We start from the raw sequence: 25,932 nt of genomic DNA, 5'->3' as shown, positions 1-25,932 counted from the left end.
ATCCTTTGTCGGCTTAATTTTAGCACATTTTGCTATAATTAACAAAAATTTAAAAGGCTAAATTTGAAATATTTAATCTCTTGCCTAGAACCCTCGGCGAACCTGCATTTTAAAGAGGTTCTAGCGCATCTTAAAAAGCTCGATCCCGCTTGCGAGATTTGCGGAATTTTTGACGAAAAGCTGGGCTCGCCGATATACAAAAGCAGCGAGTTTTCGGCGATGGGTTTTATAGAAATTTTGCCGCTAATTTTAAAAGCCAAGCGTGCGATAGCGCAGATGACGCGGCTTGCGGCGGAGTGCGATCGCGTGCTTTTAATCGACTCGCCCGCGTTTAATCTGCCGCTAGCTCGCGCGATCAAAGAAAGCGGCGCGCGCGCGGAAATTTCATATTATATCCTGCCGCAGGTTTGGGCGTGGAAGCCGCACAGAGTGGAGAAGCTGAAGGCGTTTTGCGACAATCTGCTCTCCATCTGGCCTTTTGAGGCAAAATTTTTCGGCGCGGATTGCAAGGGAGATAAAGGCGCCGTGTCGCAAGAAGCGGAGAGCAAAGACGCTGCGCTACAAGAAGCAAAAGATAAAGACGCTGCGCAGAAAGAGAATGCTGCGCACCCGAGCGAGCAAAGCGCCAAAACCGCAAAGTATTCTTTCGTGGGGCATCCGCTGCTTGATGAGATAAAATTCCAAAAAACAAGTTACGAAAAACAGGGCAAGATCGCCTTTATGCCGGGCTCGCGCAGGGCTGAAATTTCAAGACTGATGCCGATTTTTAGAGCACTTGCGCCTAAATTTGAAAATAGCGAGCGAACCTTAATAATCCCGCCGCATCTGATGGATCAAAGAGATGAAATTTACGGGCCTCTGGACGGCTTTAGCATCGCAAACGATACTCCTGCTACGCTTAAGGATTGCGATTTCGCCTTCATCTGCTCGGGTACGGCGACGCTTGAGGCGGCGCTCATCGGCACTCCGTTCGTGCTGTGCTACAAGGCTCGCGCGTTTGACGTTTGGCTCGCGCGAAAACTCGTAAAGCTAAAGCACGTGGGGCTTGCGAATATTATTTTTGATTTTTTGGGCGAGGAGCCTCTGCACGAGGAGCTTTTGCAAGGCGAAGTAAGCGCGCAAAACCTACTTGCCGCATACGAGCGCTGCGACTCCGCTAAATTTAAACTTGCGAGCGAAAAGCTGCGAGATTATCTGAAATTCGGCTCCAGCGAAAACGTGGCAAAAATTTTAACGCAGCCTGCGAGCTAAAATTTTAAGGCTAAAGCTTATATAATTTGATAAAAAGAAAGGAAGATTATGACGACCGAACCAATGACGCTTTACGGATATGAAAAGATCACCTCCGAGCTCAAAGAGCTCCAGAGCGTGAAGCTGCCTCACATCGTGCAGCAGATCGACATCGCGCGCGGACACGGCGATCTGAAAGAAAACGCCGAGTACCACGCAGCGCGCGAAGAGCAGGCGTTTTTGCTCTCGCGCATCGCCGAGCTTAGCGATATCGTCTCTCGAAGTAAAATCATCGATCCCTCCACCTACGAGCACGACCGCGTAAAATTCGGCTCCACCGTTACCTTTATGGACGTGGAGACCGAGCGGGAGGAGGTCTACACGATCGTAGGGCTTAGCGAGGCGGACATCTCGCGCAAGCTCATCAATATCAATACGCCGCTCGCGCGCCAGCTTTTAGGCAAGGCAGAGGGCGATGAGGTGGTGCTTCAGCTCCCATCCGGCACCCGCGATGTGGAAATTTTAAGCGTAGAATACAAGCCGATTAAATTTGAGAATTAGCGTGAAAAAAGTAGGCATCATCGGCGTTAGTGGCTATACGGGGCTTGAGCTGATTAAGGCTCTACTTTCCCACCCGGGCTTTGAAATTTCGTATTTGGGTGCTTCGACGCAGGGCGAGATAAGCGAAATTTTCCCACAGCTTCGCGGAGTTTTGCAGATGCGCGTAGAAGCCGCAGATGCTCGCGTTGCGGCGCAAAGATGCGATCTTATTTTTTTGGCGTTGCCGCATGGAAAAGCGATGGAATTTGCCCGCGAAATTTTAAAATTTAAAAGCGTCAAGGTAGTCGATCTATCGGCTGATTACCGCCTAAGTCGCGAGCTTTACGAGAAAAATTACACCACGCATTTAGACCCCCGTAATTTAGCCCACGCCGTTTACGGACTGCCCGAGCTAAATCGCGAAAAGATCCGCACGGCGCGACTTACCGCAAATCCAGGCTGCTACCCCACCTGCTCTATTTTGGCGCTCGCGCCGTTTATGCGGCTACTCGATCCAGATACCGGCGTATTTATCGACGCAAAAAGCGGAGTAAGCGGCGCGGGCAAGGCTCTTAAGACAAGCAGCCATTTCGTAAGCGTAAACGAAAACGCGGGCGCCTACTCGCCGATCTCGCATCGCCACGCAGACGAGATCAAAGAGCAGCTGCAAATTTTAAAAGGCAGCGAATTTAGCACGATTTTCGTGCCGAATTTGCTGCCGATTACGCGCGGAATGCTGGTTAGCGCGTTCGGCGTGCTGCAAAAGAGCGTGGACGCAGAGGCGGTGCTGCGGGAGTTTTACGAAAACGAGCCTTTCGTGCGCGTCCGAAGCGAACCCGTGAGTATAAAAAACGTCGTAGGGACGCACTTTTGCGATATTTTTGTAAAAACTGCGGGCGATAAAATTTGGATTAACTCGGCGATCGATAATCTTTTGCGCGGAGCTTCGTCACAGGCGATCGCAAACGCAAATTTAATGTGCGGATTCGCCGAAGATACGGCGCTGCCGCGCATCGCGCACGGAATTTAAGCGATGAGCTTTTTGCAAAAGCCGCCACGCGCCGGAGTTTAAATGCAAAATGATCAAATTCAGGCGATAAAACCCGGCGCGATCTTTATTGGCGATGCGCACGCGGGCGCTAGCAGAGCGCAATTTTTGAAATTCTTGCGCGCGCTGAAGGCTGAGCCTACGCCGCCGCCTCAAATTTTTATGATGGGCGACATGTTTGATTTTTTGGCAAACACGACCTACGTGCAGCGCTTCTACAAAGAGGAGATCGCGCTAATAAACGAGCTATCGCAAAAATGCGAAATTTTTTACTTCGAGGGCAACCATGATTTTAATCTGCGCGAAATTTTCCCCCGCGCAAAAGTTTATCCAAACGCCGCGCAGCCTGCTAAATTTATCTGCGAGAGCGGTGAGACGGTACAGATCGCGCACGGCGATCTATTTTTGCCGCGCCTGACGCAGTTTGCGCTGCTTTCGCTACGAAACAGAGCTTTTCTGAAATTTATGGACTTGCTCGATCGCGCTTTAAAATTTAAAATTTCAAAGATGATCTTAAAATCGCAAGAGGGGAAAAACCTATACAAAAAAATGCCAAATTTTAAGGATATAATCGCGCCGAAGATCGATTTTTACGCGGCAAATTTAATCATCGAGGGGCATTATCATCAAGATGAAATTTTATATTTCGGCGAGAAAAAATATATAAATTTATGCTCGTTTGGGGCCGGGAGCAAAATTTACGAGGTCGCAAAAAGCGAAAAATTTATGCTAATTCCAAAAAACTTAAACTTAAATTAGCTATAATTCCTAAATTTTTGCGAGGATATTTATGATAAAGCTTTGTGTTTTTGACTTTGATTCTACGCTGATGGACGGCGAGACGATAGGTTTTTTCGCCGCTAAAATGGGCACGCAGCGACAAGTTAGCGAAATTACGAAGCGCGCGATGGCGGGCGAGCTTGATTTTTTCGAGAGTCTTAGTGAGCGCGTGGCGCTGATAAAGGGGATGAAGCTTAGCGATGCTAAAGCTATCGCAGAAAGCCTGCCTTTTGTTTGCGGCGCTAGCGAGATCATCGCGTATCTGAAAAATAAAGGCATAAAGGTGATCGTCTTTAGCGGCGGATTTCATCTCGCTACCGACGCCGCGCAGAAAAAACTGGGTTTTGACGCGAGCTTTGCGAACTATCTGCATGAAAAAAACGGAATTTTAACTGGGCTTTTCGGCGGCGAGATGATGTTTGGCTACTCAAAAGGCGCGCTGCTTGCGCAGCTTAAATCGCTGATGGGTCTAAAGACGAGCGAGGTAATGTGCGTGGGAGACGGCGCGAACGACGTTTCGATGTTTCGCGAGGCGGGACTTAAAATCGCCTTTTGCGCGAATGAAATTTTAAAAAGCGAGGCGAGCGTTTGCATTGAAAAAAAGGATTTGAAGGAGATTATGAAATATGTATGATAAAGCCCTAAATTTCAGCCTTTGGTGCGACTTTTTGGAGCGCGATTTTATCGATAAAGATTTCGACGAGCTGATCAAAAAAGGGATAATTAACGGCGCTACTTCCAATCCCGCGATCTTTAAAAACGCAATCCTAAGCTCTCCCGCATACGATGCGGCCAAAGAGGAATTTAGAAAAAAAGAGCCTAAAAAGCTGTATGAAATTTTAGCCACCGCGGATATCAGAAGCGCGGCGGAGAGCCTGCTTAAGAATTTCATTAACGGCGATGACGGCTTTGTGAGTATCGAGGTCGATCCATATTTCGCAGACGACGCTGAGGCGATGTATCGCGAGGGCAAACACCTATACGGCACGATCGGCATGCCAAATGTCATGATCAAAATCCCTGCAACCAAGGCGGGCTACGAAGCGATGCGCGATCTGCTAAAAAAGGGGATCAGCGTAAACGCGACCTTGGTTTTTTCGCCTGAGCAGACCATAAAATGCATCGAGGCGATAAAAGAGGGAATTGCAGGCTTTCGTCGCTACTTCCCGAAGGCAAATTTACCAAAAACCGTAATTAGCATCTTCGTTAGCCGCTTCGATAGGTTACTAGATGAAAAAATGGCCGCAGCGGACCTTCCTACCGGTAAAATCGGTATAATGAACGCGGCAAAGTGCTACAATATCATCGCTAAAGAAAATTTAAACTATGTAAAGCCGCTGTTTGCGAGCACGGGTGTAAAAGGAGACGATCTGCCGAAGGACTACTACGTAAGCGAGCTGATGTATCCTGGCTGTGTAAACACAGCGCCGCTTGAGACCATAGAGGCTTTTGTAAGCGGCGATCAAAAACCCAAAACGCCGCCGAGCGATGCGCAGATAGAGGAATTTTTCGCTCGCGTAGCGGAGGCGAAGATCGATATGAAAAAGGCGTATAAAAAGCTACTCGATGACGGACTAGTGGCCTTTGAAGAGGCATTTAAAGAGATAATAAAAACACTTAAAAAGGAGAAATGATGGCGGGTTCTATAGATTATTCGCAGTATCAAGTTGACGCTTCTACGCTGGATTTTAAGCAGCGAGACAGGCTAAATAAATATCTGGAATTTCTAATCCAAAACGGCGGTAGCGACCTTCACATAAAATCAGGCGCGGTTATCAGAGGTCGTATCCACGGCGAGCTAGTAAAATTTAGCAAAACGCCATTTTTGAAAGAAGACGCGATGACGCTAGCTAAGGAGCTTCTCATCACGCGCTTTCCGGAGCTTATCGAGAAAAAGAGCGTGGATTTTACCTATAAGCTAAACGAAGATTATCGCTTCCGCGTTAATATTTTCTTTCAGATCGACGGTATCAGCGCGGTTTTCCGAACGATTCCGGTTAAAATTCCAGAGATCGATGATCTAGGTCTGCCGCCTTCGATCAAAGATATTTGTGACACAGCTATGCGCGGCGTCGTGCTACTTACGGGGCCTACGGGAAGCGGAAAGACGACAACGATCGCAAGTATGATAAATCGTATAAATAGGCAAAGAACCAGCCACGTCGTTACGATCGAAGACCCCGTAGAGTTCGTATTTAAAGACGATAAATGCATCATCAATCAGCGCGCTATCGGTGAGGACTGCAACAACTTCGCCGATTCGCTTCGCGCCGCGCTGAGAGAGGATCCCGACGTTATATTCGTGGGCGAGATGCGCGATTTGGAGACGATCGAGACGGCGCTTCACGCCGCAGAGACGGGTCACCTCGTGTTTTCGACGGTGCACACCATCGATGCAAAAGAGACGGTCAACCGAATTATCGCGATGTTTGAGCAGGCTGAGCAGGAGCGTATCCGAATGACGCTAGCATCCGTCCTAGAGGCGGTCATCTCTCAGCGCCTTGCCCGTACTATCGAAGGCAAGCGTGTGGCCGTCGTAGAGATTTTGCGCAAAAACACTCGTATTAAGGATATGATACTTGATGCGCGCGACGATGAAATTCTGGACGCGATCGCCGACGGTCGCAATACCTACGGCATGCAGACCTTCGATCAGCACCTGCTTGATCTTTACAGAGACGGCATTATTACCCGCGAAGAAGCGCTGGATAAGGCCTCTAAGCGAAACGATCTCGATCTGCAGATCAAAAACGTCGATCTTGCCAAAAAAAGGGATTTGGCAGCAGAATCCGGAGAGAGCGCCGAAGAGATGCTCGCCGGCGAAGTCGTACAGCTAAAAGAGATTCGCTGAGCCATCAAATTTTAAAATTCTAAATTTTACAACTTAAAATTTTAAAGAATTCTGCCTGCCGTTAGGCGGGCGGAATTTAATTCGTCCATCCTCTTGTGTGGAAGTATGTCGTGCCTGAAATATTTAGCGTAAATTTAATCAGCTAAATTCCGTGCGATTTTACTTCTAAATTTCATCGTGGCGCTTAAATAGATTTAAAGCAACATTTAGCTATTATCACGCTTTATTTTTTCACAAAGGAAACCTAATGTTAGAAGGTATCGTTAGAGATAGTATCGGTAAAAGGGCTTCAAAATCCCTAAAACGAGATGGTTATCTAATCGCTAATATTTATGCGAAAGGATTTGAAAATATTAACGCAGCGTTTAAAGTAAATGACTTTATCAAAGCTATGCGCGCAAAAGAAGATCTTCCTTTCGAGGTTAGCGTAGGTGGTAAGACATATCGCGTCATTGTGCAAGAATACCAAAAGCACCCCGTCACAAATACCCTAACTCACGTAGATTTGCGCGTAGTTCAGGATGACGTCGTAAGCAAATATTTAGTGCCGGTTAAGGTAACTGGCGTCGCTAAAGGCTTAAAAAACAAAGGTATTTTGGTGCAATCCAAGCGCCGCATCGCAGTAAAATGCGCCGGCAAAGACCTACCGAACGATTTTACGCTCGATGTGAGCGATCTTGACGTAGGCGATTCACTTTTGATCCGAGACATTCCGGTAAAAGAGGGCGTCAGCATCATCCTAGACGGTTCGGTAGCGGTAGTCGGAGTTACTTCGGCTAAATAGGGGCGCCTATGATACTGATCGCAGGACTTGGGAATCCTGCTCAGAAATACGCAGATACCAGACACAATGTCGGTTTTATGCTAATCGACGAAATTTTAAAGACGGGCGGCTTTAGCGAGCTTGGCGCGTCTAAATTCCAAGGCGAGCTCTTTAAAAAGGGCTCGCTTCTTCTTTTAAAACCCCAAACTTTTATGAACTTAAGCGGCAACTCCGTAAAGGCGGTGAATGATTTTTACAAGCCCGAGCGCATCATCATAGTGCACGACGATATAGATTTGGATCTGGGCGCCGTTAAATTTAAAAAAGGCGGCAGTAGCGGTGGGCACAACGGCATCAAATCGATCGACGCGCTAATCGGTGCAGATTACGAGCGCGTGCGTATCGGCGTGGGCAAAAAACGGCAGGACCAGGATGCGGCAAATTTCGTGCTCGGAAATTTTAACGAAAGCGAGCGCGAGAAGCTGAGCGAAATTTTACCCTACGTCGCGCGCGCGGTAGAGGAGCTCATTTGCTCGGATATAGAGCAGGTCGCGCAAAAATTTACGATTAAAAAGGCTAGGGTGTGAAGTTATACGTAAAATACGCGGCTCTTTCTTATCTGAAGTATTTTTTTATCCTGCTAATAGCCCTTGAGTGCTTTTATGTAGGCATCGATGTGCTTACTAATCTCAAAGATTTTCCTTCAAGCGCGAATACCGCTCTTTTGTATATCGCCCTAACGGCTGCAGTCGCGCTTAGCTACACGCTGCCGCTAAGCCTCATTTTCGCGCTGATTTTAATGATGTTTAATATGATTAGAAGCAACGAGCTGGTGAGCTTTTATGCGCTTGGGGTTAGCAAAAACGCTCTGATAATCCCTCCATTTTTGATCGCACTTGCGATTACTGCAGGCTTTATAGCTTTAAATTCTACTCCGTTTGCATACGCGCTAAAATTTCAAAAGAATTTAACCGATTTATCGCCTACGGGGGGAGATATGTTTTTGAAATTTGAGGGTAAATATATCTACATCAAAGCTCTAAACGGCAAAAACGCAAATGATATAACGATCTTTGATGTGGGTGATAACTCCGTTGCTTCACGCTCGCATGCAAGCTCTGGCGAATACGCAGGTAAAATTTGGCATCTGCACGACGTAAATACTACTACTTTACCAGCACAGCTTAAACTTGGAGGAAGTGGATTAAAAAGTAAGCTTAGCGTGCAGAGCGAGGCGCTTAAGGGCTTTGATCCAAGCTCAATTGCAAGCGTTTATGATACGAGTAATGTATATTCGATCAGGGATGCTCTGCGTTCGATCCGCACCTTTTCGCATCAAGGCGTGAATATCTCCACCATAAAAGCAAGCCTTTATAATATGATATTTTTTCCATTGTTCGCGCCTTTGGCGGTATTGGTTCTGTATTATTACCTGCCCGTTACGGGGCGATTTTTTAATCTCGCGCTACTAAGCTTTGGATTTTTTATCGCTACGCTATGCGCTTGGGGCGTGCTTTTCGTGTTAATTAGGTTTTCTCTCAACGGCGTCATCATCCCAGAACTTGGCATTATCGTGCCCATAACAGCGCTATTAGGCTTTGCAGCATTTTTAGTTTTTAAGCATCGTTAAGCCTTGATTTGTTAGAATGGCGCAAAATTTATCGGTGGAAATTCTATGGATTATTCAAGCTTAGCCCGCAAATACGGCACCCCTTTATACGTTTACGATTTTAACGAGATACAAAAGAATTTTATAGCGCTCAAAGAGGCCTTCGCAGCGCGCAAGTCGCTCGTCTGCTTCGCGATTAAGGCAAGCTCGAATTTAAGCATTTTAAAATTTCTATCGGATCTGGGCAGCGGCTTTGACTGCGTCAGCATCGGCGAGCTGCGCCGCGCTCTGTATATCGGCGCAAAGAGCTATAAGATCATATTCTCTGGCGTCGGCAAGCAAGACGGCGAGCTAGAATTTGCGCTAAGGTCGGACATCTTGCTGATAAATTTAGAAAGCGAAGCCGAGATGCTGCGCCTGGAGCGGATCGCGCAAAAGCTAAATAAGCCCGCTCGCATTAGCATCCGCGTAAATCCGAACGTTGATGCCAAGACCCACCCCTACATCTCCACGGGGCTAAATGAGAACAAATTCGGCGTCAGTATCGAGACCGCGCGCAAGATGTATATCTACGCCAAAAAGAGCAAATTTTTAAATCCCGTCGGTATCCACTTTCACATCGGCAGCCAGCTTACAGACATTTCTCCGATCTGCGACGCCGCAAAGATCGTAAGCGATCTGCTGCGCGAACTGCGAGCCCTTGAGATCGATATAAAATTTTTCGACGTGGGCGGCGGCATCGGCATCCGCTACGAGGATGAAAAACAGATCGTGCTCTACGACTACGCGCAAGGGATTTTAAAGAGCCTAAGCGGTCTAGATGTCACGATCGTGTGCGAGCCGGGGCGCTTCATCACGGGAGCTTCGGGCGTTCTCCTTACCCGCGTGCTTTACGAAAAACAAAACTGCGGCAAGCGCTTCGTCATCGTTGACGGCGCGATGAACGATCTCATACGCCCGAGCCTCTACGGCGCGCACCACGCCATCGAAATCGTTAGCGCTTCGGGGGATGTAAATTTAGATAAACCCGATGCGAGCGAAGTAAATTTAGGCGGCAGAGGCGCGGATCAAACAAGCGGCTCGTGTACGGATCAAAAAAATTTGGACGGCGTAAATTTAGCCGAAACTAGCCTCTGCGATGTCGTGGGGCCGATATGCGAAAGCGGCGATTTTTTGGCCAAAGGCGTTAGCCTGCCTAGCCTACAAAGCGGCGATCTGCTCGCGATCAAAAGCGCCGGCGCCTACGGCTTTTCGATGTCGAGCAACTACAACACCCGCTGCCGCGCCGCCGAGGTCGCGGTTTACGACGGGCAGGACCGCCTGATTAGAAAGCGCGAGAGCTTTGATGATCTAATCGCGCTCGAAAAGGATCTCGTATGATCCGCGCGGCGAGCCGTCCAAAACGGGGCGCGATCTTAAATTTCAAATCCGAACGCGCAGCGGCTTTAAATTTTAACGCAGTAGCAAGCACGGTCTTAAATTTTAAACGCGCCGCCGATTTAAATTCTAAGCCTGAACGCGCCGCCGCTTTAAATTTCAAATCCAAACAAAATGCGCCTCTAAATTTTACGGCAAAACGAAGCTCTGTTTTAAATTTTAACCGCGCCCCTTTAAATTTCAGATCCCGCTGCGACGAATTTTATCGCGCCTTCTTAGCGCGCGGAAGCTACGGCGCAGTAATTGCAAGCGATGAAATTTTAAGTTCGCGCGGTAAGAATTTCAAAGCGCAAAGCGGCAAGAGCGGCAGCGCGAAATTTCTAAAACCGAAATTTAGGGGCGAGCAAAAGGAGGGTTGTGATGCAAAACATCGATGATCTGCGCGTTTGTATTGACAGGCTGGATGATGAAATTTTGCGCCTTATAGACGAGCGCATGGGGTTTGTCAAAAAGATCGGCGAGCTGAAGCAGACCGCGGGCAGCGCGATCTACCGCCCGGAGCGCGAGCGCTCGATCATCAGCAGGCTGGACGGCGGAAAGGCGCGAAATTTAAGCAAAGAGGCGATCGAGGCGATATTTTTTGAAATTTTCTCGGTTTCGCGAAATTTAGAAAAACCGCAGATCGTCGCGTTTTTAGGGCCTTTCGGCACCTATTCGCACCAAGCCGCCAAAAGCCGCTTCGGCGCGGTAAGCTCCTATCTACCGCTCTCAAACATCGAGGCGGTCTTTAAGGAGCTTGATAGCGGCGAGGCCAAATACGGCGTCGTGCCGATCGAAAATAACACCGAAGGCGCGGTGGGAGCGACGCTTGATTGCTTGCGAAAATACGAGGGCGTTAAGATCGTCGCCGAAATTTATATGGATATCCACCACTGCTTTGCGAGCCACTGCGACGACGTAAGCACGGTGGATCAGATATTCTCGCATCCGCAGGGATACAATCAGTGCCTTAAATTTTTAGACGATCACGGCCTTAGCGGCGTTAAATTTACCGCGACCAAATCGACCGCGCTTGCGGCGCAGATGGCAGCCGCCACGCCGCACTCCGCCGCGATCTGTTCCAAGATCGCCGCCGATCTTTACGGCGTGCCGATGATGTTTCAAAAGATCGAGGACAATTCTGCCAACCGCACGCGCTTTTTCGTGCTGAGCGACTTTAAAAACCAAAAGAGCGACCGCAACAAAACGAGCATCCTAGCCAAAACCGACGACCGCCCGGGTGGGCTCGTGGACTTTTTGCAGATGTTTCGCAACGAGGGGATAAATTTAACCAAGCTCGAAAGTCGCCCGGTCAAGCTTAGGGATTTTAAAAGCGTCTTTTACATCGATTTTGAAGGACACATCGACGACGAGCGCGTGGCGCGCGTGCTGCAAAACGCGCAGAAAAACGGCCACGAAATCACCTGGCTAGGAAGCTACGTAAACGGGGAGGAGTGATGAAATTTAACGAATTTGTAGAAAATCTAAGCAATTATGAAGCGGGTAAGCCGATCGAGCTTGCGGTGCGCGAGTTTGGTATCCGCAAGCAGGACGTGCTAAAGCTTGCCAGCAACGAAAATCCCTTCGGCACGAGCGAGGCGGTGCAGGATGCAATCGTACAAAACGCCGCCTGCGCGCATCTATACCCGGACGATTCGATGTATGAGCTAAAAGGTACGCTCGCCTCTAAATTCGCCGTAGAGCCGCAAAATATCATCATCGGCGCAGGCAGCGATCAGATCATCGAGTTTGCGCTGCATGCCAAGCTCAATTCGCGCCGCGCGATACTGCAAGCGGGCGTCACTTTCGCGATGTACGGCATCTACGCAAGCCACTGCGAGGCTAAAGTTTACAAAACTAGCGCGCAGGAGCACGATCTAGCCGAGCTTTTAAAAATTTATAATGCGCACAGAGATGAAATTTCGGTCATCTTTTTGTGCGTGCCGAATAACCCGCTTGGCGAGTGCTTGGATGCGGAGGCTGTGTATAGGTTCGCTCGAAGCGTGGATGAGGATACGCTTTTGGTGATAGATGCCGCGTACAACGAATTTGCGGCGTTTAAAGATGAACACAAAAAGCTCGATCCGAAATTTTTAATTGGGAATTTTAAAAACGTGCTCTATCTAGGCACCTTCTCGAAGGTTTACGGCCTGGGCGGCATGCGCGTAGGCTACGGCATCGCGCCGCGGCAAATCATAAGCGCGCTTTATAAGCTGCGACCGCCTTTTAATATCACGACGCTTAGCCTCGCAGCGGCGATTGCGGCGCTAAAAGACGAAGCTTTCGTGCAAAAGAGCCTGCAAAACAACGCCGCGCAGATGAGCCGCTTCGAGGATTTTGCGCGTGAGCGAAATTTAGAATTTATCCCTAGCTACGCAAATTTCATCACGTTTAAACTTAGAGCGCCGATAGATAGCAGCGAGCTTTGCGAGCAGCTTCTGCGCCGCGGCATCATAATTCGAAATTTAAAAAGCTACGGGCTAAACGCCGTGCGCATCACAATCGGCACGCAGGGGCAAAACGATCGCGTCTTGGGCGCTCTGGGAGAAATTTTGAGTGGATATTAAAAACAAAAGCCTGGAGGAGCTGCGGGAGCTCTGCGCGCAGATCAGAGCGCGCATCATCGAAGTCGTGAGCAAAAACGGCGGCCATCTAAGCTCAAATATGGGCGCGGTAGAGCTCATCGTGGCGATGCACTACGTATTCGACGCCGCGAACGATCCGTTTATCTTCGACGTAAGCCACCAAAGCTACGCGCACAAGCTCCTAACGGATCGCTGGGAGGAGTTCGGCTCGCTTAGGCAGTTTGGCGGTATCAGCGGCTACACGAAGCCTAGCGAGAGCAAATTTGATTACTTCGTCGCAGGACACGCCTCGACATCGATCTCTTTAGCCGTGGGTGCGGCAAAAGCGATAAGCCTAAAGCGCGAAAATCGCGTGCCGGTGGTACTCATCGGCGACGGCTCGATGAGCGGCGGCATGACTTATGAGGCGATGAACGAGCTCGGCGATCTGCGGCTGCCCTGCATCATCATCCTAAACGACAACAAAATGAGTATCAGCAAGCCGATCGGCGCCTTTAGCAAATACCTAAGCCAAGCGATGGCGGGCGAGACATATCAAAAATTTAAATCCCACGTAAGAGAGCTACTCTCTCACGCTCCGCAAAGCGCGACATATATGGCAAAGCGCTTTGAAAATTCCCTAAAACTCATCATTCCAGGGATGTATTTTGAAGAGCTCGGGCTCGAATACATCGGCCCTGTCGACGGTCACGACCTAGCCGATCTCATATCGGCGCTAAAGACGGCAAAAAGCGCGCGCAAGCCCGTAGTCGTGCACGCTCAAACGATCAAAGGCAAGGGCTACGACAAGGCCGAGGGCTATTTGGAGAGTTGGCACGGAGTAGGGCCTTTCGACATTCAAAGCGGAGAATTTAAGAAAAAATCCGCCGCCAAAAGCGCCACGCAAATTTACGCCGAAGCGCTTTTAAATTTAGCCGCTAAGCATGAAAACGTCGTGGGCGTGACCGCTGCGATGCCAAGCGGCACCGGCATGGATAAGCTGATCGAGAAATTTCCCCACCGCTTCTGGGACGTCGCGATCGCCGAACCTCACGCGCTAAGCTCGATGGCTGCGATGGCGCGCGAGGGTTTTAAGCCGTACGTTACGATATATTCGACCTTCATGCAGCGCGCGTTCGATCAGATCGTTCACGATGCGGCGATTATGAATTTAAATTTAGTCCTTGCGATGGATCGCGCCGGCATCGTGGGCGAGGACGGCGAGACGCATGAGGGGGTCTTTGACGTGAGCTTCTTAAATGCGATTCCGAACGTCAGCATGTGCGCGCCGCGGGACGAGGCGAGCTTTAAACGAATCATCGAGTACTCCTACGCGCATGAGGGGGTTTTGGCGATACGCTATCCGCGCGGAAGCTTTATTTTGGACTGCGACGAGACCGGCGCGTCTGCGGTAGGGCTTGCAAAATCGGTATTTCTAAAGCGCAGCGATAGCGCGCGCGTAGCTCTCATCGGCTACGGAAACGGCGCGGGTAGAGCGTATAAAACGGCTGCGGCGCTGGAGGGGCAGATCGAGGCGGACGTCGTAGATCTAGTCTTTGCAAAGCCTTTAGACGCCAAGTTTTTGCGAAGCCTAGCTCGCAAAGATAAAAATTGGTACGTCTTTAGCGACAACGCCAAAAAGGGCGGCGTCGGTGAAATTTTAAGCGCATTTTTGCAAGAAAATGAAATTTCGGACGTAAAGATCGTGAGCTTCGAGTTTGCCGATATCTTTTTGCCGCACGGAAAGACCGCCGACGTAGAACGCAGCTTGGGCTTAGACGTGCAAACTCTGGTCGAGCGAATATTAAGTGATAAAAAGTATTAGTTAATATCAACTTTGTTTAAAGTAAAATTTGATAATATCTTTTTAAAATTTTTTGAAGGATTAAAATGAATCATGTAGAACTACTCAAAACCTGCGGTTTGAAAGCGACTCCGCAAAGATTATGTATCCTAAAGGTACTTGATCGCCACGAGCATCCAAGTATAGATGACCTATACGAGGGGATCAAGGAGGACTATCCATCTATTTCGCTAGCGACGGTTTATAAAAATTTAAACACCCTACTCGACGAGGGCGTCGTAGTCGAGGTCAATGCGCCGAATAAAAAGAGCCGCTACGACATTTATCAGATGCCGCATATCCACGTCGTCTGCGAAAAATGCGGCAACATCACGGATCTTTTCATGGATGATGCCTTTAATAAGGATGTTTTGAAAAACATCGAGCGCAAAGCGGGCAATTTCATCCGCAAGCTAAATATCACGGCTACGGTCGAAGACTGCGAAAAGTGTAGATAGTTTAAAGAATTTTCTGCTATCATTACCCACTTTATTTTTGGAGCGGGTATGCAAACTAAGCGTAAATTTTTATTGAGCGACGATTCGATTCTGCGGACGCTAGAGCGTGCGGGGCTGAAATGTCGCAAGGTAAAGATCGCTTGGTTTTATACTTCGTTCTACCCCGAAATTTACTACATCCGCCAAAACGACGAGTGCTCTTTGCACCACAAAAAAGAGGATCTCGACAGGCAAACTTTAAATTTTAAAATTTCAAAAGATGATTTCAAAGAGGCTTTAAAAAGCAGGATCGCCCGCATCGTGCAAAAAAACCGCTATGGCTTTGCTAGCGACGAAGCGGAGTTTTGGCTAGAGCTTTACGGCGGTGAGCTAAGCACGCTCGTGATTTTACGAGCGAAATTTCAAAGCGAGGCGGCAAGCGCAAATTTTGATTTTGTAAAAACCTTCGGCAGCACCGATTTTTGCGAGATCACCGACGATTACCGCTACAAAAGCCGCTATCTGGCGCGCTACGGCATACCGCCGCGCTCGCTTGATTTCGCGCACGCCCGCAACGTTTTTAAAAAATTTAGCCGAGTTAAATTTTTCGCTCCGCCCTATGCGGACAGCGTTAAGCTCGCACGCTTGGCGCTTGAGTTAGCGTGGACGAGGGCGTGTGCCGCAAAAAGCGAGTATCAAAAAAACCTCGCCCCCGAAGCGCTTCACGAGCTGCGCGTGCAGATCCGTAAATTTAGAGCCGTTTTGAAGCTATCCTCGCCGCTTTTTGAAGCTGAAAAAAGGGGCGAAATTTTAAAACTGCTCGCGGGATTTATGAGCCGCACCAATCAGCTGCGAGACCTTCACGTTTTTGCGGAGTTTTTAAAGGCCGACGACGCGCCTGCGAGCTTTTTGCAGCAGCTAAATCTTATCGCAAAGCGCTCGGAGGATAAAATTTTAGAATTTCTTTCTAGCGCGGAATTTGCAGATTTAAACGGCGCTATTAGCGGCTTTTTAAGCGGCGCGGACGGCATCTACGCGCGCAGCGAATATGAAAAAATTTCAAAAAAGTTCGCCTCCGCCCGCCTTTGCAAGCTGATTAAAAGCTTGCGCGCGGAGCTAAAAAATTTGCAGCAAGGCTCATCTCTGCAGGCATTTCACGACGTGCGCATAGGGCTAAAGAGGCTGCGATACGCGCTTGAAATTTTTGCAAGAAGCTTTGATGAAGGCTGCGTCAGGGAGCTGTTTAAACGTACCAAGGCCGCCTGCGAGGATTTCGGCGCACTGCAAGATATCAGCGTGTGGCAAAATTTCATCGCGATCTATCAAAAAGCAAGTGATAAAAGCGGCGTCGCGTTTGCATATCTACTGGCTCTGGACGCCCACCTAAACGACCGCCGCGCCGAGCTGGAGGAAAAAATTTTAAGCGAAAAAGAGGCTCTTTTGCGCGCTCTGAAAAAATCGCTGCGCAAAATCAAAGCATACGAATAAGGAAAACCCGTGCAAAAACAGGAAAAAATCATAAAGATGTTCGATCAGATCGCGCCTACCTACGATCTGGCAAACCGCGCCATTAGCTTCGGCGTGGACGTTTCGTGGCGCAAAAAAGCGGTCGGGCTGACGCTTGAAAAGCTTAAAGGAAAGCTCGTGAGTATCGCCGACGTCGCGTGCGGCACGGGCGATATGATAAGCTCATGGCGCGACGGCGCGACGCAACACGGCGTGCAGATCGAGCGGATCGTGGGGATCGATCCTAGCGAAGGGATGCTTGAGGTAGCTAGACAAAAATTTCCCGGCTGCGAGTTTATCAAAGCGACCGCAGGCGCCACGACGCTGGATGACGCGAGCGTGGATATTTTAAGCATCAGCTACGGCATAAGAAACGTCGTGGAGCTGGACGCGGCGCTTGCGGAGTTTAATCGCATCATCAAACCGGGCGGCTCGCTCGTGGTTTTGGAATTTACCAAAGCCGCAAGCGGCGGGCTCGCGTTTAAAATCAGAGATTTTTACGTAAGTAAAATTTTACCCAAAATCGGCGCCTTTATCTCGAAAAACAAAGAAGCTTACGAGTATCTGCCAAGCTCCATCGGCAGCTTCCTAGACGCCGCGAGCTTTAGCGAAAAGCTCAAAAACGCGGGCTTTGAGCTGCGCGTGCAAAAGGGCTTCAGCTTCGACGTCAGCACGCTTTTCATCGCGGAGAAAATCGCGCGGAAGAGCGACGATGCTTAGCGTAAGCGAGCTAAACGCCCAAGCCAAGGCGCTTTTAGAGACGAGCTTTAGCTTCGTCGAGGTCGAGGGCGAAATATCTAAGCTTAGAATTCAAAGCACGAGCGGGCACTGGTATTTCACGATCAAAGACGCGAGCGCGGCGATCGATTGCGCGATGTTTAAATTTAACGCCGCGCGGATAAATTTTATCCCCGCCGTCGGCGATAAGCTCATCGTAAGCGGAAAAAGTCTCGCTATACGCCCCCACGGGCGCGTATCAGATCCAGGTCTCAAATATCCGCAAAAGCGGCGAGGGCGAGCTGGAAGCGGCGTTTGCCGCGCTAAAAGATAAACTTAGCAAAGAGGGACTTTTTGATGCCGCGCACAAAAAGCAGCTTCCGAAATTTGCCCAAAGCATCGCGATCATCACGAGCGCGGGTTCCGCGGCGCAGGCGGATATGCTTCGCACCGCGCAGGACCGCTTCGCGCTTTGCAAGATCGATCTGTATAACGCGCTAGTGCAAGGCGAGAGTGCGCCTGCTTCGATCATAAGCGCTCTACGTGTAGCCGATGAGAAGGGCTACGATGCGATCGTCATCGCTCGCGGCGGCGGCTCACGCGAGGATCTGTGGTGCTTCAACGACGAGGCCTTGGCGCGCGCGATCTAAATTTTTATCTTTTGACGCGGGCTATAAAATTTCGCCTTTCAAATTTAACGATCCCGTGGGCGGTTTAAATTTTATCGTCCGACATTGAGCTCTATCGCCAGCCATCGATACACTCGCTGCTACGCGCAGTTTAAGCTATCGCTCGCCGTCTGAGCTGATACATTCGCTGCTGCGCGCCGCTTTTTAAGCTTTAGAACTCACTGCTCGGTCACAGAATTTCGCCGCTCGGCGTTAGGCTAGAATTTTACCTTTAAATTTAACGATCCTGCAGGTGGTTTAAATTTCGCCGCCCGTCGAGCATTGCGGCCGTGTCCGCCGCATTAGTCGCTCAGCCGTAAATTTTATCCTGACGGCATTCGGCTATGAAATTTTACCCGCCGCGGCTTTACGTAATCGGGTTAAATTTTACCGATCTGTTTTCGGCATGTTTGGGTTGCGGCGCAAGGGTGCAAGAGGCGGGCTCGAAGCTGATCGTAAAGGGCAGGTGCTGGTCTGTGGATTTTCAGCGCGGCGAGATCAGTTTCGGCGATGATGCGCCGCGCGCTATCTGGTATATCGGCAGCGAAGCAAACGCCAGCCGCACGTGGCTGTGGGGATACGAAAATATAAACCGCCTAGGTGAGCGGCTACTTACCCTTGCGCGAGATGTGCGCGACTTCGGCTTGCGGCACGGGCTAGAGGAGCTTAGCACGCCTAAGCTCGCACTAAGCGCGGAGATAAACGGCCACGCTCTAAGCGCGATCGCGTGCGGATTATCGCAGGAACCGGTATGTTACTACCGCTGTCCGCACGCAGGCGGAGCGGTGTTTGTGGCGTTTGCGGCGGGCGAGTGCGTGAGCTCCGATGGCACGATCAAGCTCAGCATGGATGCAAGGGGGCTCATCTCTTTGGCGCGCGATTATATAGGCGCGTTTCAGCTAAATCACGCCGTTTTATCGGGGGCGCTTTTGATGAGAAACGGCACGAAATTTAGCGAAGCGGCGGGCAAGATCGTAGCAAATTTTAAAAATGATGCGCTCTTTTCGTTTGATAATTTGGGGCGGCTAAGCGAGGTGGAGTTTGCCGTATAGAGCCGCAAATCTCGCGCCGTGCATTCCAGGGCTTTGAAATTTACGCCGTAAAATTTTGCCCTGTAAATTTATATCATAGAATTTTGCGCCTCGGAATTTTGCTTGGTAGAATTTGTATCGCGGAATTCTGCCGCGTGGAATTCTGTCTTAAAATTTTGCGCCGTAAAATTCCGCTACTCTATCCGCGCCCAAGCCTTTAAATTTTAAACCAAAATCAGCCGCCGTCGATGTCAAAATCAAGATGCTCTTTGAAATAGGCGCGCAGCCTGCGGCGGTCGTTGCGGCCGGGCGTGATCGCAAACCACAGCACGCGGTCGTTTAGATCCTTGCCGCGGATCAGCACGGTGTCGCGCAGCAAGATGTCGTGAAAGTCGCCGTTTAGCCGCCACGACGAGAGCGCCTTGGCGAAGATAAAGATCACGATGCCCACGACCATTATCACGAATGCCATCCCCACGCGCTCGCTCATGGCGATGCCGACTAGCCACAGCACGATCATCGATCCGATTCCAAATTTAAAGAGTTGTTCGTGCTTTACGTAGCGGGAGTGACTAAGCGCCGTATAGTTCGTGCAGGTGCGCAAAAAGCCCGGAGTGAGCCTAACGTAGTCGATATTAAAGAGCAAAATTTCGCTCTTGTCCGCGCCCGAGACGAAGGTGATCGCGTGGTCGCTAAATTTATACAGCCCGCCGCCGTCGCGCCCATGATACCAAGCTACGCCCGCGATCAAAAGCCCCAAAATCCCGCCTCCGCCGCGACCGCGACCGTTTCCTAAAAAAATTTTATCTAAATCGAGCCCTGCCGACACGCCGTAAAAAAATATAAAGACCATCATCGCAATGACGAAGATCACGATGAAGGAGTTGTCGTTTTTGACGCTAAATCCGCCTGCACTCGCGGTTCGTGCACCGCGGTTGCGAAGGGCGGCTTTGTAGTCTTTGGTAGTAAAAGTAGGCATAAAGCTCCCTTCCTTTCGGGCTTACGAAACTCTTTTGCGCTTTTAAAGCCCGTTTAAAACAGCGGAATTTTATAAAATCTCAGATCAAATTCGGATTAAATTTTAAATTTGAAGAGGCTTTGAAATTTAAGCGGGTTTCAAATTTAAAGGATTTGAAATTTAGCCGCCGAACTTAATATCACAATAAAGCACTACAGAGGCTTTGCGGGCGAAGCTACTCCGTTAAGAGCGGCAAGCGCTCGATAAGCGCGGCATTTTGAGTCTTACAATGCTCTAAAATATAAAAAATTTTGGCGCTAAATTTTAAATGCTCCGGCTGGTCTTTTTTGCCGGCGCGTTCTGCGGATTTTGTGGCGAAATTTAAAACGTAGTTTTGCACGATTTAGAGGATGCGAGTTTTGCAGAAGCTCGGCCACACAAGACAGATGGCGAATGTGCGGCAAATTATCATAAATTTAAAGCGTAGCGGCGTTGCGCGATCTCATCAAATACAGAAAATTTTACGGCAAATTTAAAACGCAGTCTCGCGGAATCTAGTGCGGCGGATTAAAATGTGGCTTGCAGCGGTTGGTGCGGTAAATTTACTCTGTGGTTGCAGTTAAAATTTCCGCCGCGCGGAGTAAATGTCGCGTAGAGTTAAATTTGCCACCTAGAAGCTAAATTTCGCGTCGCAGTTAAATATCTCTGTTCGCAATAGTTAAATCGCAGCTAGCTCAACGCTGCAAATTCAGAGCCTACAAGCGTAACCACTTGGCTTGCGGCTATGCTGCGACCTCTTACTACAAAGCGCCTAGTTCGCATTTCCGCGGCTGTCTAAAACAAACCGCGCCGCGCTTTAAATTTTAAAATTTTATTTGAATAAGCTGTTTACGCTCTCGTCGTGATATACGCGCCTGATGACCTCTCCGAAAAGCGGAGCGACGCTGATTACCTTGATGCGGTCGCTTTCCTGCTTTAACGGGATCGTGTCGGTCACGACGAGGCCGTCCAGCGCGCCGCTTTCGATGCGCTCGTATGCCGGGCCGCTTAGTACGGCATGCGTGCAAAACGCGCTGACGCTCTTCGCGCCCTGTTCCTTAAACGCGCCCGCGGCCTTGACGATGGTGCCCGCGGTGTCGATCATATCGTCGATTAGGATCACGTCCTTGCCCGCGACGTCGCCGATGATGTTCATCACCTCGCTTTTGTTCGCCTCCTCGCGGCGCTTATCGACGATCACCAGATCGAGCGAGAGCTTTTTAGCGAAGCTTCTGGCGCGCGCGACGCCGCCAACGTCGGGGCTGGCGATGATCGGATTTTTTAAATTTTTCTCTTTCAGATAATCCAAAAATATCAGCGAGCCGTAGAGGTTATCGACAGGCACGTCGAAAAAGCCCTGTATCTGCCCCGCGTGCAGATCCATCGTGACGACGCGGTCGATGCCTGCCGTCTGCATCATATTTGCCACGAGCTTCGCGCTGATCGGCACGCGCGGGGCCGCCTTGCGGTCTTGGCGAGCGTAGCCGAAGTAGGGCACGACCGCCGTGATCGAGTTCGCGCTGGAGCGCTTCAGCGCGTCTGTTAGGATCAAAAGCTCCATCAGATTGGAGTTTGCGGGCGCGCATGTGGGCTGGATGACGAAGACGTCCTTACCGCGCACGCTCTCGCCGATCTGGACGCTGATTTCGCCGTCGCTGAAGGTTTTGATCGCGCATTCGCTAAGCGGTAGCGAGAGATATTTGGAGATTTTTTTGGCAAATTCGGGATTTGCGGTGCCGGAGAAAATTTTATATCCGCGCATTTTGATGACCTTTGGATTGAAATTTGCTTGAATTCTACACCAAAAGCGCTAAATTTTAGCTAATTCGCCCGCCGCGCTCGCGTAAAATTCATAAGCGTGCATCGCGAACCGCAGCCAGTTTGCGAGATAAATTTTTAAAATTTCAGGGCGCCTCGGTTCGCCGCGGTTTTACCTGGCGAAATTCGGCTTTGACTTACGGCGCCCGCGAGCGATCAGCACTCGCGTTTTTGCACGAGCAGCCGCGCAGATTGCCGGCAAAACCGTATCGCAAAGTTTGATGAAAGTTTGAGAGAGCGCATCAGGCGGGAGCACGGTACGGCTAAAGTCGTATCGCGGAGGGCATGGTGCGGATGAGCGCGGGATTTTATCTTTGCGATACAGACGCGCAAAATTTTATCTTTGAACTGCGGAGAGTGCGTTTAAATTTGGATTTTGAGCTCGCACGGGACATACTGCGCGGATACTTGTAGCGCGCTAAATTTAGACTGCCGCGGCGTATAAATTTTTTAGATCGCTCAGCGCGGTTAAATTTAAAGCCTGCTTTGTTTTGGTGAAAGTTTAAAGCTCGTTTTGACGATCAAATTTAAAGCTCGGCTTTTAAAACCTGTCCGCGCGCCGCAAAATTTTAAAATTTATCACGCGACTTTGGTCTATCGCGTAAATTTAGACACCGTCTTTGCGCGCTTAAATTTTAAAATTGCACAGGCCCTCTCGCCGCGTAAATTTCTATATCGTTTTTACACGCTTAAATTTTAAAATCGCGCGGCGCAGTGTAAATTTATCCGCAGCGAGCGCTATTCGGTGATTTTTGTGGGTTCGCCGAAAAGCCTATTCATCTCGGAGATTAAAATTTCCTTGCCGTCCTGCGCGCCGTTTGCGAGCTCGGCGAGACCTGCCTTGGCGGCGCGCACGCTCTTGCTCGTATCGCGAGGCTTTGCGGCGTAGTTTTGCGGATCGGTGGATCTTAGCAGATCGTCCTTGGGCGGCTGTTTTTCGCCCTCGCTGCTAGCGCCATTTTTTTTCGGTTTTGCCGCTTTTGGTGCGGAATTTTCTTCGGAATTTTCGCTAATGTTTGAAATTTTATCCCGCGCGGAGTTTGCGGAGTGAGTCGTGCTTGAGTCGGAATTTTGCGCGCCGCTTGTCGTAACGCTAGAATTTTCAAGCGGTTTTGTCGCACTGCCCGCCCCGTCTTTTGCTTTGCCATTCGCTGTGCTATCTACGTTACTAGAGGCGGAATTTTCTGCACCGTTTTGCGTAAAATTTTGCTTCTGCGGCGCGCCTTGCTCGATCTTAATGGCCGCGCTCTCGCCGAAGAGCGATTTTAGCACGCTATTTATCGCTCGCGAGCCCTTGCGCAGGTACTCTCTATCCTGTCCCTGCGCGCGCGAGAGCAGATACAGCGTGCCGCGCTCGAACTTTAAAAATTCCACGCACTTGCTAAATTTCTCGCCCAGATCATAATCGCGGTCGTAAATTTTGGCTAAAAAATTCTCGTAAATTTCATTTTGAGCGCCCATTTTGATGGAAGAGTTAGAATTTTGCGCCTGTGCCGCCGCGCCCGGTTTGATCTCGCCGCCTGCGTCAGGGCTTTGTTTTGCCGCACCGGAGTTTTGTGCCGAGCTTGCGGGGTGTTTTGCGCCTGCCGTAAAGCTAGGCACGTCGCTTGTCGCGCTACCCTGGTCGCTTAGTGCAAAAGCCGCGCCGCCCGGTTCGTTATTTGGCGCAAATGACGCGCTTTGATTGGAATTCGATCTAAAATTCGGCGCGAAGCCTTGCGCGCTTAAATTTGGCGCCGAAGCAGAAGCATAGCCCTCGCTTTGATCCAGGGATCTTCCGACCTCTATGAGCTCGTCGATCTCGCGCAGATTTACTGCTTCCATCATCATAAAAATCATCATAGAAATCGCATAGGTATTGTCCGGGCTGATGGCGAGCATGCTCTTAGCGCCCGCTAAAATGCGGAAAAACCGCTCGTACATCAGCAGGCTAAATTTCGCGTCGCGGCGCAGAAATTTATCCTTTAAATTTGCGATCATCTCGTCGATTATCGTCTCGGCGTTGTAGTTTTCGACCTCTTTGATGATCTCGATCGCGCCCGCGCGGTCCTGGCGCAGCACGATGTCTAAAATTTCTCCGATTTTAGCGGGATCGAGCAGGCCTAGCATATCGGCGATCGCGCGCTGCGTGATGCCTTCGCAGCTAAAGATGATCGCCTGATCGAGGAGCGTGAGCGTATCTCGTAGCGAGCCCGAGCCGCTGCGCGCCAAAATTTCAAGCGCGCCCTCTTCGTAAGCGATGTTTTCGGTTTTTAAAATCTGCTCTAGGTGCGCTACGACGGCGCTTTTAGCGATCGGTTTAAAGCGAAAGTGCTGCGTGCGCGATAGCACGGTGACTGGAAGCTTGAGCGGATCGGTAGTCGCAAGGATAAATTTTACGTAAGCAGGCGGCTCTTCAAGCGTCTTTAAAAGCGCGTTGGAGGCCTCTTTGGTGAGCATATGCACCTCGTCGATGATGAAAATTTTAAAGCGCGCGCTTGCGGGATGATACTTCGTCTGCTCGATAAGCTCGCGGATATCGTCGATCTTGCGATGGCTGGCGGCGTCCATCTCGATGATGTCGATGTGGCGTCCCTCGTTTGCCATTACGCAGTTATCGCAGATCTCGCACGGCTTGCCGGTAGGGCCTTTATCACATAAAAGCGCTTTGGCAAAAATCCTAGCCGTCGAGGTTTTGCCGCTGCCGCGAAGTCCGCTGAAAAGATATGCGTGGCTCAGCCTGCCGGAATCCAGCGCGTGCGCGAGGCTTTTGGCGACGGCGTCTTGACCGATGAGCTGCTCGAAGCTTTTGGGTCTGTATTTTAAAGCGAGTGCTTGCAAAATTTCTCCTTTGATCTTACAATGATACAAAAAAATCTATAAATTTTAAATTTAGTGCTACAATGCGCCCGAATTTCAGAAAAAGGATCGAAATGAAAAAATTTTTAATCGGCGTATTTGCGCTATTTTTCGTCGCCTGCTCGCAAACCAGCAGCGTCATCAGCCTAAATCCGTATCTTTCTAAGGCCGATCAGACCGTAAGCGGCAAGTCGGTAAATATCAACGCGATCAACGATCAGCGTGAAAATCAGATGGTAATCGCCGTTATAAACGACAACGACGGCAAACTCGTCGATGAAGTGCTTTTAAAAAACAATCTCTCGGCCTGGTTCGATAAGGCTTTGCGCGCGGAGCTTGAGGCTCGCGGCGTAAGGATCGATCCTGCAAGCCCGAATATCGTAACCGTAAATATTAGAAGCATCTCGGCAGCGATCAACGGCTACTCGAAAGAAAATATGAGCGCAAGAGGCGAGATCGCGATCTCTATCGTGCAGGGCAACAAAACTACGACCAAGCGCGTTTCGCAGGATCAGAGCCAATTTACCGCGCTTCGCACGGCTAGATCGCTTAATCCTTTTGTGCAAAGCTTGCTTGGCGACATCGTCAAAAAATCCGCCGATCAAATCATCTTGACGCTTTAGATGCGCTGCGTAAATTGCGGCGCGTTTAGCCTGCGCACGATCTGCGCCGCCTGCGCCGCAAATTTAGCCGAATGCCGCCTAAGTATGCGGCAGGTGGAGGGCTTTAGCGTGTTTTACTACTACGGCTACTCCGAAATTCGAGAGCTTATACTTTCTAAACATCACGAATACGGCGCTGCAGTGCTTGCGCGCATAGCCTCTTTAAGCCTAGCAAAATTCCCGCTTCATCTGCGGCGCGAAATTTCAGTAAATCCGCAAAATTACGAAACGTTTAAAACGGACGGAATTTTTAAATTTAACGCCGTGCCGCTGGATGATGACGTACGCAGTGGCTATTCGCACACGGCGATCCTAGCTCGCGCGCTAAAAAGCAAGCTAATTGAGCCAAAATTTCACTGCCTGCGTGCGCAAAACCGCGTCAAATACACGAGGCAGAGTTTGGAATTTCGCCTAAAACACAAGCGAAATTTTAAAATTTTAACCCCGCCGCAATTTCCCGTGATCCTAGTAGACGACATCATCACCTCGGGCCTTAGCATGCTGCAAGCGCGCGAGAGCTTGATCGATGGTGGCTTTATGCCCGTGTGCGGCTTGGTTTTAGCTAATGCAAAAGAATAATTCGCTATAATCGCGCTTTAAAATTTAAAAGGATA

Annotated in this window: 26 protein-coding genes; 23 read left to right on the top strand and 3 right to left on the bottom strand. The window is 49.7% G+C overall.

What is annotated here, in order from left to right; all coding sequences use genetic code 11:
* Nucleotides 1–63 precede the first annotated feature (63 nt).
* The 21 genes from Q0605_RS06490 to Q0605_RS06390 all read left to right on the top strand — a co-directional run bounded on the left by Q0605_RS06490 (nt 64) and on the right by Q0605_RS06390 (nt 19,024).
* A complete protein-coding gene (locus tag Q0605_RS06490) occupies nt 64–1,251 on the top strand; it encodes a DUF354 domain-containing protein (protein ID WP_298705261.1) in 1,188 nt (395 codons plus the stop codon).
* Nucleotides 1,252–1,299: 48 nt separating this feature from the next.
* Complete coding sequence (gene greA, locus Q0605_RS06485) at nt 1,300–1,791, top strand: transcription elongation factor GreA (RefSeq protein WP_177388511.1); 492 nt, start codon at nt 1,300–1,302, stop codon at nt 1,789–1,791.
* Between the two features lies 1 nt (nt 1,792).
* A complete protein-coding gene (gene argC, locus Q0605_RS06480; RefSeq protein WP_298705259.1) occupies nt 1,793–2,800 on the top strand; it encodes an N-acetyl-gamma-glutamyl-phosphate reductase in 1,008 nt (335 codons plus the stop codon).
* Between the two features lie 42 nt (nt 2,801–2,842).
* Nucleotides 2,843–3,577, top strand: a complete 735-nt coding sequence (locus Q0605_RS06475) for a UDP-2,3-diacylglucosamine diphosphatase (protein ID WP_298705257.1) — start codon at nt 2,843–2,845, stop codon at nt 3,575–3,577.
* Nucleotides 3,578–3,608: 31 nt separating this feature from the next.
* Nucleotides 3,609–4,232 (top strand): phosphoserine phosphatase SerB, encoded by a 624-nt coding sequence (gene serB, locus Q0605_RS06470; RefSeq protein ID WP_298705255.1) that lies wholly within the window; start codon nt 3,609–3,611, stop codon nt 4,230–4,232.
* Nucleotides 4,225–5,232: a transaldolase gene (locus tag Q0605_RS06465; RefSeq protein WP_298705253.1), complete on the top strand. Its 1,008-nt coding sequence runs from the start codon at nt 4,225–4,227 to the stop codon at nt 5,230–5,232. The genes serB and Q0605_RS06465 overlap by 8 nt, the downstream gene beginning before the upstream one ends.
* Complete coding sequence (locus tag Q0605_RS06460) at nt 5,232–6,449, top strand: PilT/PilU family type 4a pilus ATPase (RefSeq protein WP_298705252.1); 1,218 nt, start codon at nt 5,232–5,234, stop codon at nt 6,447–6,449. Before Q0605_RS06465 ends, Q0605_RS06460 begins: the two co-directional genes overlap by 1 nt.
* 247 nt (nt 6,450–6,696) lie before the next feature.
* On the top strand, nt 6,697–7,233 hold the full coding sequence (locus tag Q0605_RS06455) for a 50S ribosomal protein L25/general stress protein Ctc (RefSeq protein WP_177388523.1): 537 nt from the start codon (nt 6,697–6,699) through the stop codon (nt 7,231–7,233).
* 8 nt (nt 7,234–7,241) lie between these two features.
* Entirely contained in the window at nt 7,242–7,799 is a 558-nt protein-coding gene (gene pth, locus Q0605_RS06450) for an aminoacyl-tRNA hydrolase (RefSeq protein WP_298043023.1), read from the top strand.
* The gene (locus Q0605_RS06445; protein ID WP_298705250.1) at nt 7,796–8,842 is read left to right on the top strand and encodes an LptF/LptG family permease; all 1,047 of its coding nucleotides are present in this window, start codon (nt 7,796–7,798) and stop codon (nt 8,840–8,842) included. The genes pth and Q0605_RS06445 overlap by 4 nt, the downstream gene beginning before the upstream one ends.
* Before the next feature lie 45 nt (nt 8,843–8,887).
* A complete protein-coding gene (lysA, locus tag Q0605_RS06440; protein WP_298705248.1) occupies nt 8,888–10,201 on the top strand; it encodes a diaminopimelate decarboxylase in 1,314 nt (437 codons plus the stop codon).
* The gene (locus Q0605_RS06435; RefSeq protein ID WP_298705246.1) at nt 10,198–10,635 is read left to right on the top strand and encodes a hypothetical protein; all 438 of its coding nucleotides are present in this window, start codon (nt 10,198–10,200) and stop codon (nt 10,633–10,635) included. The genes lysA and Q0605_RS06435 overlap by 4 nt, the downstream gene beginning before the upstream one ends.
* A complete protein-coding gene (gene pheA, locus Q0605_RS06430) occupies nt 10,619–11,695 on the top strand; it encodes a prephenate dehydratase (RefSeq protein ID WP_298705244.1) in 1,077 nt (358 codons plus the stop codon). The genes Q0605_RS06435 and pheA overlap by 17 nt, the downstream gene beginning before the upstream one ends.
* Nucleotides 11,695–12,804 (top strand): histidinol-phosphate transaminase, encoded by a 1,110-nt coding sequence (hisC, locus tag Q0605_RS06425; protein ID WP_298705242.1) that lies wholly within the window; start codon nt 11,695–11,697, stop codon nt 12,802–12,804. The genes pheA and hisC overlap by 1 nt, the downstream gene beginning before the upstream one ends.
* Nucleotides 12,794–14,626, top strand: a complete 1,833-nt coding sequence (dxs, locus tag Q0605_RS06420) for a 1-deoxy-D-xylulose-5-phosphate synthase (protein ID WP_298705240.1) — start codon at nt 12,794–12,796, stop codon at nt 14,624–14,626. The genes hisC and dxs overlap by 11 nt, the downstream gene beginning before the upstream one ends.
* A 65-nt stretch (nt 14,627–14,691) precedes the next feature.
* Nucleotides 14,692–15,102, top strand: coding sequence for a Fur family transcriptional regulator (locus Q0605_RS06415; protein WP_298705238.1), 411 nt, complete (start codon nt 14,692–14,694; stop codon nt 15,100–15,102).
* Nucleotides 15,103–15,150: 48 nt separating this feature from the next.
* Nucleotides 15,151–16,569 carry a CHAD domain-containing protein gene (locus tag Q0605_RS06410; RefSeq protein ID WP_298705237.1) on the top strand — a complete coding sequence of 473 codons (1,419 nt, stop codon included), beginning with the start codon at nt 15,151–15,153 and terminating at the stop codon, nt 16,567–16,569.
* Nucleotides 16,570–16,578: 9 nt separating this feature from the next.
* The gene (gene ubiE, locus Q0605_RS06405; RefSeq protein WP_298705234.1) at nt 16,579–17,307 is read left to right on the top strand and encodes a bifunctional demethylmenaquinone methyltransferase/2-methoxy-6-polyprenyl-1,4-benzoquinol methylase UbiE; all 729 of its coding nucleotides are present in this window, start codon (nt 16,579–16,581) and stop codon (nt 17,305–17,307) included.
* Nucleotides 17,300–17,638, top strand: coding sequence for an exodeoxyribonuclease VII large subunit (locus Q0605_RS06400; RefSeq protein WP_298705232.1), 339 nt, complete (start codon nt 17,300–17,302; stop codon nt 17,636–17,638). Before ubiE ends, Q0605_RS06400 begins: the two co-directional genes overlap by 8 nt.
* Entirely contained in the window at nt 17,568–17,954 is a 387-nt protein-coding gene (locus tag Q0605_RS06395) for an exodeoxyribonuclease VII large subunit (RefSeq protein WP_363317212.1), read from the top strand. The genes Q0605_RS06400 and Q0605_RS06395 overlap by 71 nt, the downstream gene beginning before the upstream one ends.
* Nucleotides 17,955–18,316: 362 nt before the next feature.
* Nucleotides 18,317–19,024 carry a DUF6882 domain-containing protein gene (locus tag Q0605_RS06390; RefSeq protein ID WP_298705230.1) on the top strand — a complete coding sequence of 236 codons (708 nt, stop codon included), beginning with the start codon at nt 18,317–18,319 and terminating at the stop codon, nt 19,022–19,024.
* 214 nt (nt 19,025–19,238) lie between these two features.
* Here Q0605_RS06390 and Q0605_RS06385 read toward each other — a convergent pair whose 3' ends face one another.
* The 3 genes from Q0605_RS06385 to Q0605_RS06375 form a co-directional block, all read right to left on the bottom strand.
* Complete coding sequence (locus tag Q0605_RS06385) at nt 19,239–19,982, bottom strand: hypothetical protein (protein WP_298705228.1); 744 nt, start codon at nt 19,980–19,982, stop codon at nt 19,239–19,241.
* 850 nt (nt 19,983–20,832) lie between these two features.
* Nucleotides 20,833–21,762, bottom strand: coding sequence for a ribose-phosphate pyrophosphokinase (locus Q0605_RS06380; protein ID WP_005873085.1), 930 nt, complete (start codon nt 21,760–21,762; stop codon nt 20,833–20,835).
* 794 nt (nt 21,763–22,556) lie between these two features.
* The gene (locus Q0605_RS06375; protein WP_298705225.1) at nt 22,557–24,638 is read right to left on the bottom strand and encodes a DNA polymerase III subunit gamma/tau; all 2,082 of its coding nucleotides are present in this window, start codon (nt 24,636–24,638) and stop codon (nt 22,557–22,559) included.
* A gap of 92 nt (nt 24,639–24,730) precedes the next feature.
* On the opposite strand from Q0605_RS06375, the gene Q0605_RS06370 reads away from it, so the two are divergent.
* Nucleotides 24,731–25,279, top strand: a complete 549-nt coding sequence (locus Q0605_RS06370) for a YajG family lipoprotein (RefSeq protein WP_297949356.1) — start codon at nt 24,731–24,733, stop codon at nt 25,277–25,279.
* Nucleotides 25,280–25,897 (top strand): ComF family protein, encoded by a 618-nt coding sequence (locus Q0605_RS06365; protein WP_298705223.1) that lies wholly within the window; start codon nt 25,280–25,282, stop codon nt 25,895–25,897.
* Nucleotides 25,898–25,932 lie beyond the last annotated feature (35 nt).

Source organism: uncultured Campylobacter sp. (assembly GCF_938017705.1).
Taxonomy (GTDB): domain Bacteria; phylum Campylobacterota; class Campylobacteria; order Campylobacterales; family Campylobacteraceae; genus Campylobacter_B.
The sequence above is the reverse complement of the archived record's forward strand: the minus strand, read 5'-3'. Positions and strand labels throughout refer to the sequence as shown.

What these genes read in the sequence shown, in the direction of transcription:
- greA (WP_177388511.1), top strand. Translation starts at nt 1,300, where the DNA reads ATGACGACCGAACCAATGACGCTTTACGGATATGAAAAGATCACCTCC.
- Q0605_RS06475 (WP_298705257.1), top strand. Translation starts at nt 2,843, where the DNA reads ATGCAAAATGATCAAATTCAGGCGATAAAACCCGGCGCGATCTTTATT.
- serB (WP_298705255.1), top strand. Translation starts at nt 3,609, where the DNA reads ATGATAAAGCTTTGTGTTTTTGACTTTGATTCTACGCTGATGGACGGC.
- Q0605_RS06465 (WP_298705253.1), top strand. Translation starts at nt 4,225, where the DNA reads ATGTATGATAAAGCCCTAAATTTCAGCCTTTGGTGCGACTTTTTGGAG.
- Q0605_RS06460 (WP_298705252.1), top strand. Translation starts at nt 5,232, where the DNA reads ATGGCGGGTTCTATAGATTATTCGCAGTATCAAGTTGACGCTTCTACG.
- Q0605_RS06455 (WP_177388523.1), top strand. Translation starts at nt 6,697, where the DNA reads ATGTTAGAAGGTATCGTTAGAGATAGTATCGGTAAAAGGGCTTCAAAA.
- pth (WP_298043023.1), top strand. Translation starts at nt 7,242, where the DNA reads ATGATACTGATCGCAGGACTTGGGAATCCTGCTCAGAAATACGCAGAT.
- lysA (WP_298705248.1), top strand. Translation starts at nt 8,888, where the DNA reads ATGGATTATTCAAGCTTAGCCCGCAAATACGGCACCCCTTTATACGTT.
- Q0605_RS06435 (WP_298705246.1), top strand. Translation starts at nt 10,198, where the DNA reads ATGATCCGCGCGGCGAGCCGTCCAAAACGGGGCGCGATCTTAAATTTC.
- pheA (WP_298705244.1), top strand. Translation starts at nt 10,619, where the DNA reads ATGCAAAACATCGATGATCTGCGCGTTTGTATTGACAGGCTGGATGAT.
- hisC (WP_298705242.1), top strand. Translation starts at nt 11,695, where the DNA reads ATGAAATTTAACGAATTTGTAGAAAATCTAAGCAATTATGAAGCGGGT.
- Q0605_RS06415 (WP_298705238.1), top strand. Translation starts at nt 14,692, where the DNA reads ATGAATCATGTAGAACTACTCAAAACCTGCGGTTTGAAAGCGACTCCG.
- Q0605_RS06410 (WP_298705237.1), top strand. Translation starts at nt 15,151, where the DNA reads ATGCAAACTAAGCGTAAATTTTTATTGAGCGACGATTCGATTCTGCGG.
- Q0605_RS06400 (WP_298705232.1), top strand. Translation starts at nt 17,300, where the DNA reads ATGCTTAGCGTAAGCGAGCTAAACGCCCAAGCCAAGGCGCTTTTAGAG.
- Q0605_RS06390 (WP_298705230.1), top strand. Translation starts at nt 18,317, where the DNA reads ATGAAATTTTACCCGCCGCGGCTTTACGTAATCGGGTTAAATTTTACC.
- Q0605_RS06385 (WP_298705228.1), bottom strand. Translation starts at nt 19,982, where the DNA reads ATGCCTACTTTTACTACCAAAGACTACAAAGCCGCCCTTCGCAACCGC.
- Q0605_RS06380 (WP_005873085.1), bottom strand. Translation starts at nt 21,762, where the DNA reads ATGCGCGGATATAAAATTTTCTCCGGCACCGCAAATCCCGAATTTGCC.
- Q0605_RS06370 (WP_297949356.1), top strand. Translation starts at nt 24,731, where the DNA reads ATGAAAAAATTTTTAATCGGCGTATTTGCGCTATTTTTCGTCGCCTGC.
- Q0605_RS06365 (WP_298705223.1), top strand. Translation starts at nt 25,280, where the DNA reads ATGCGCTGCGTAAATTGCGGCGCGTTTAGCCTGCGCACGATCTGCGCC.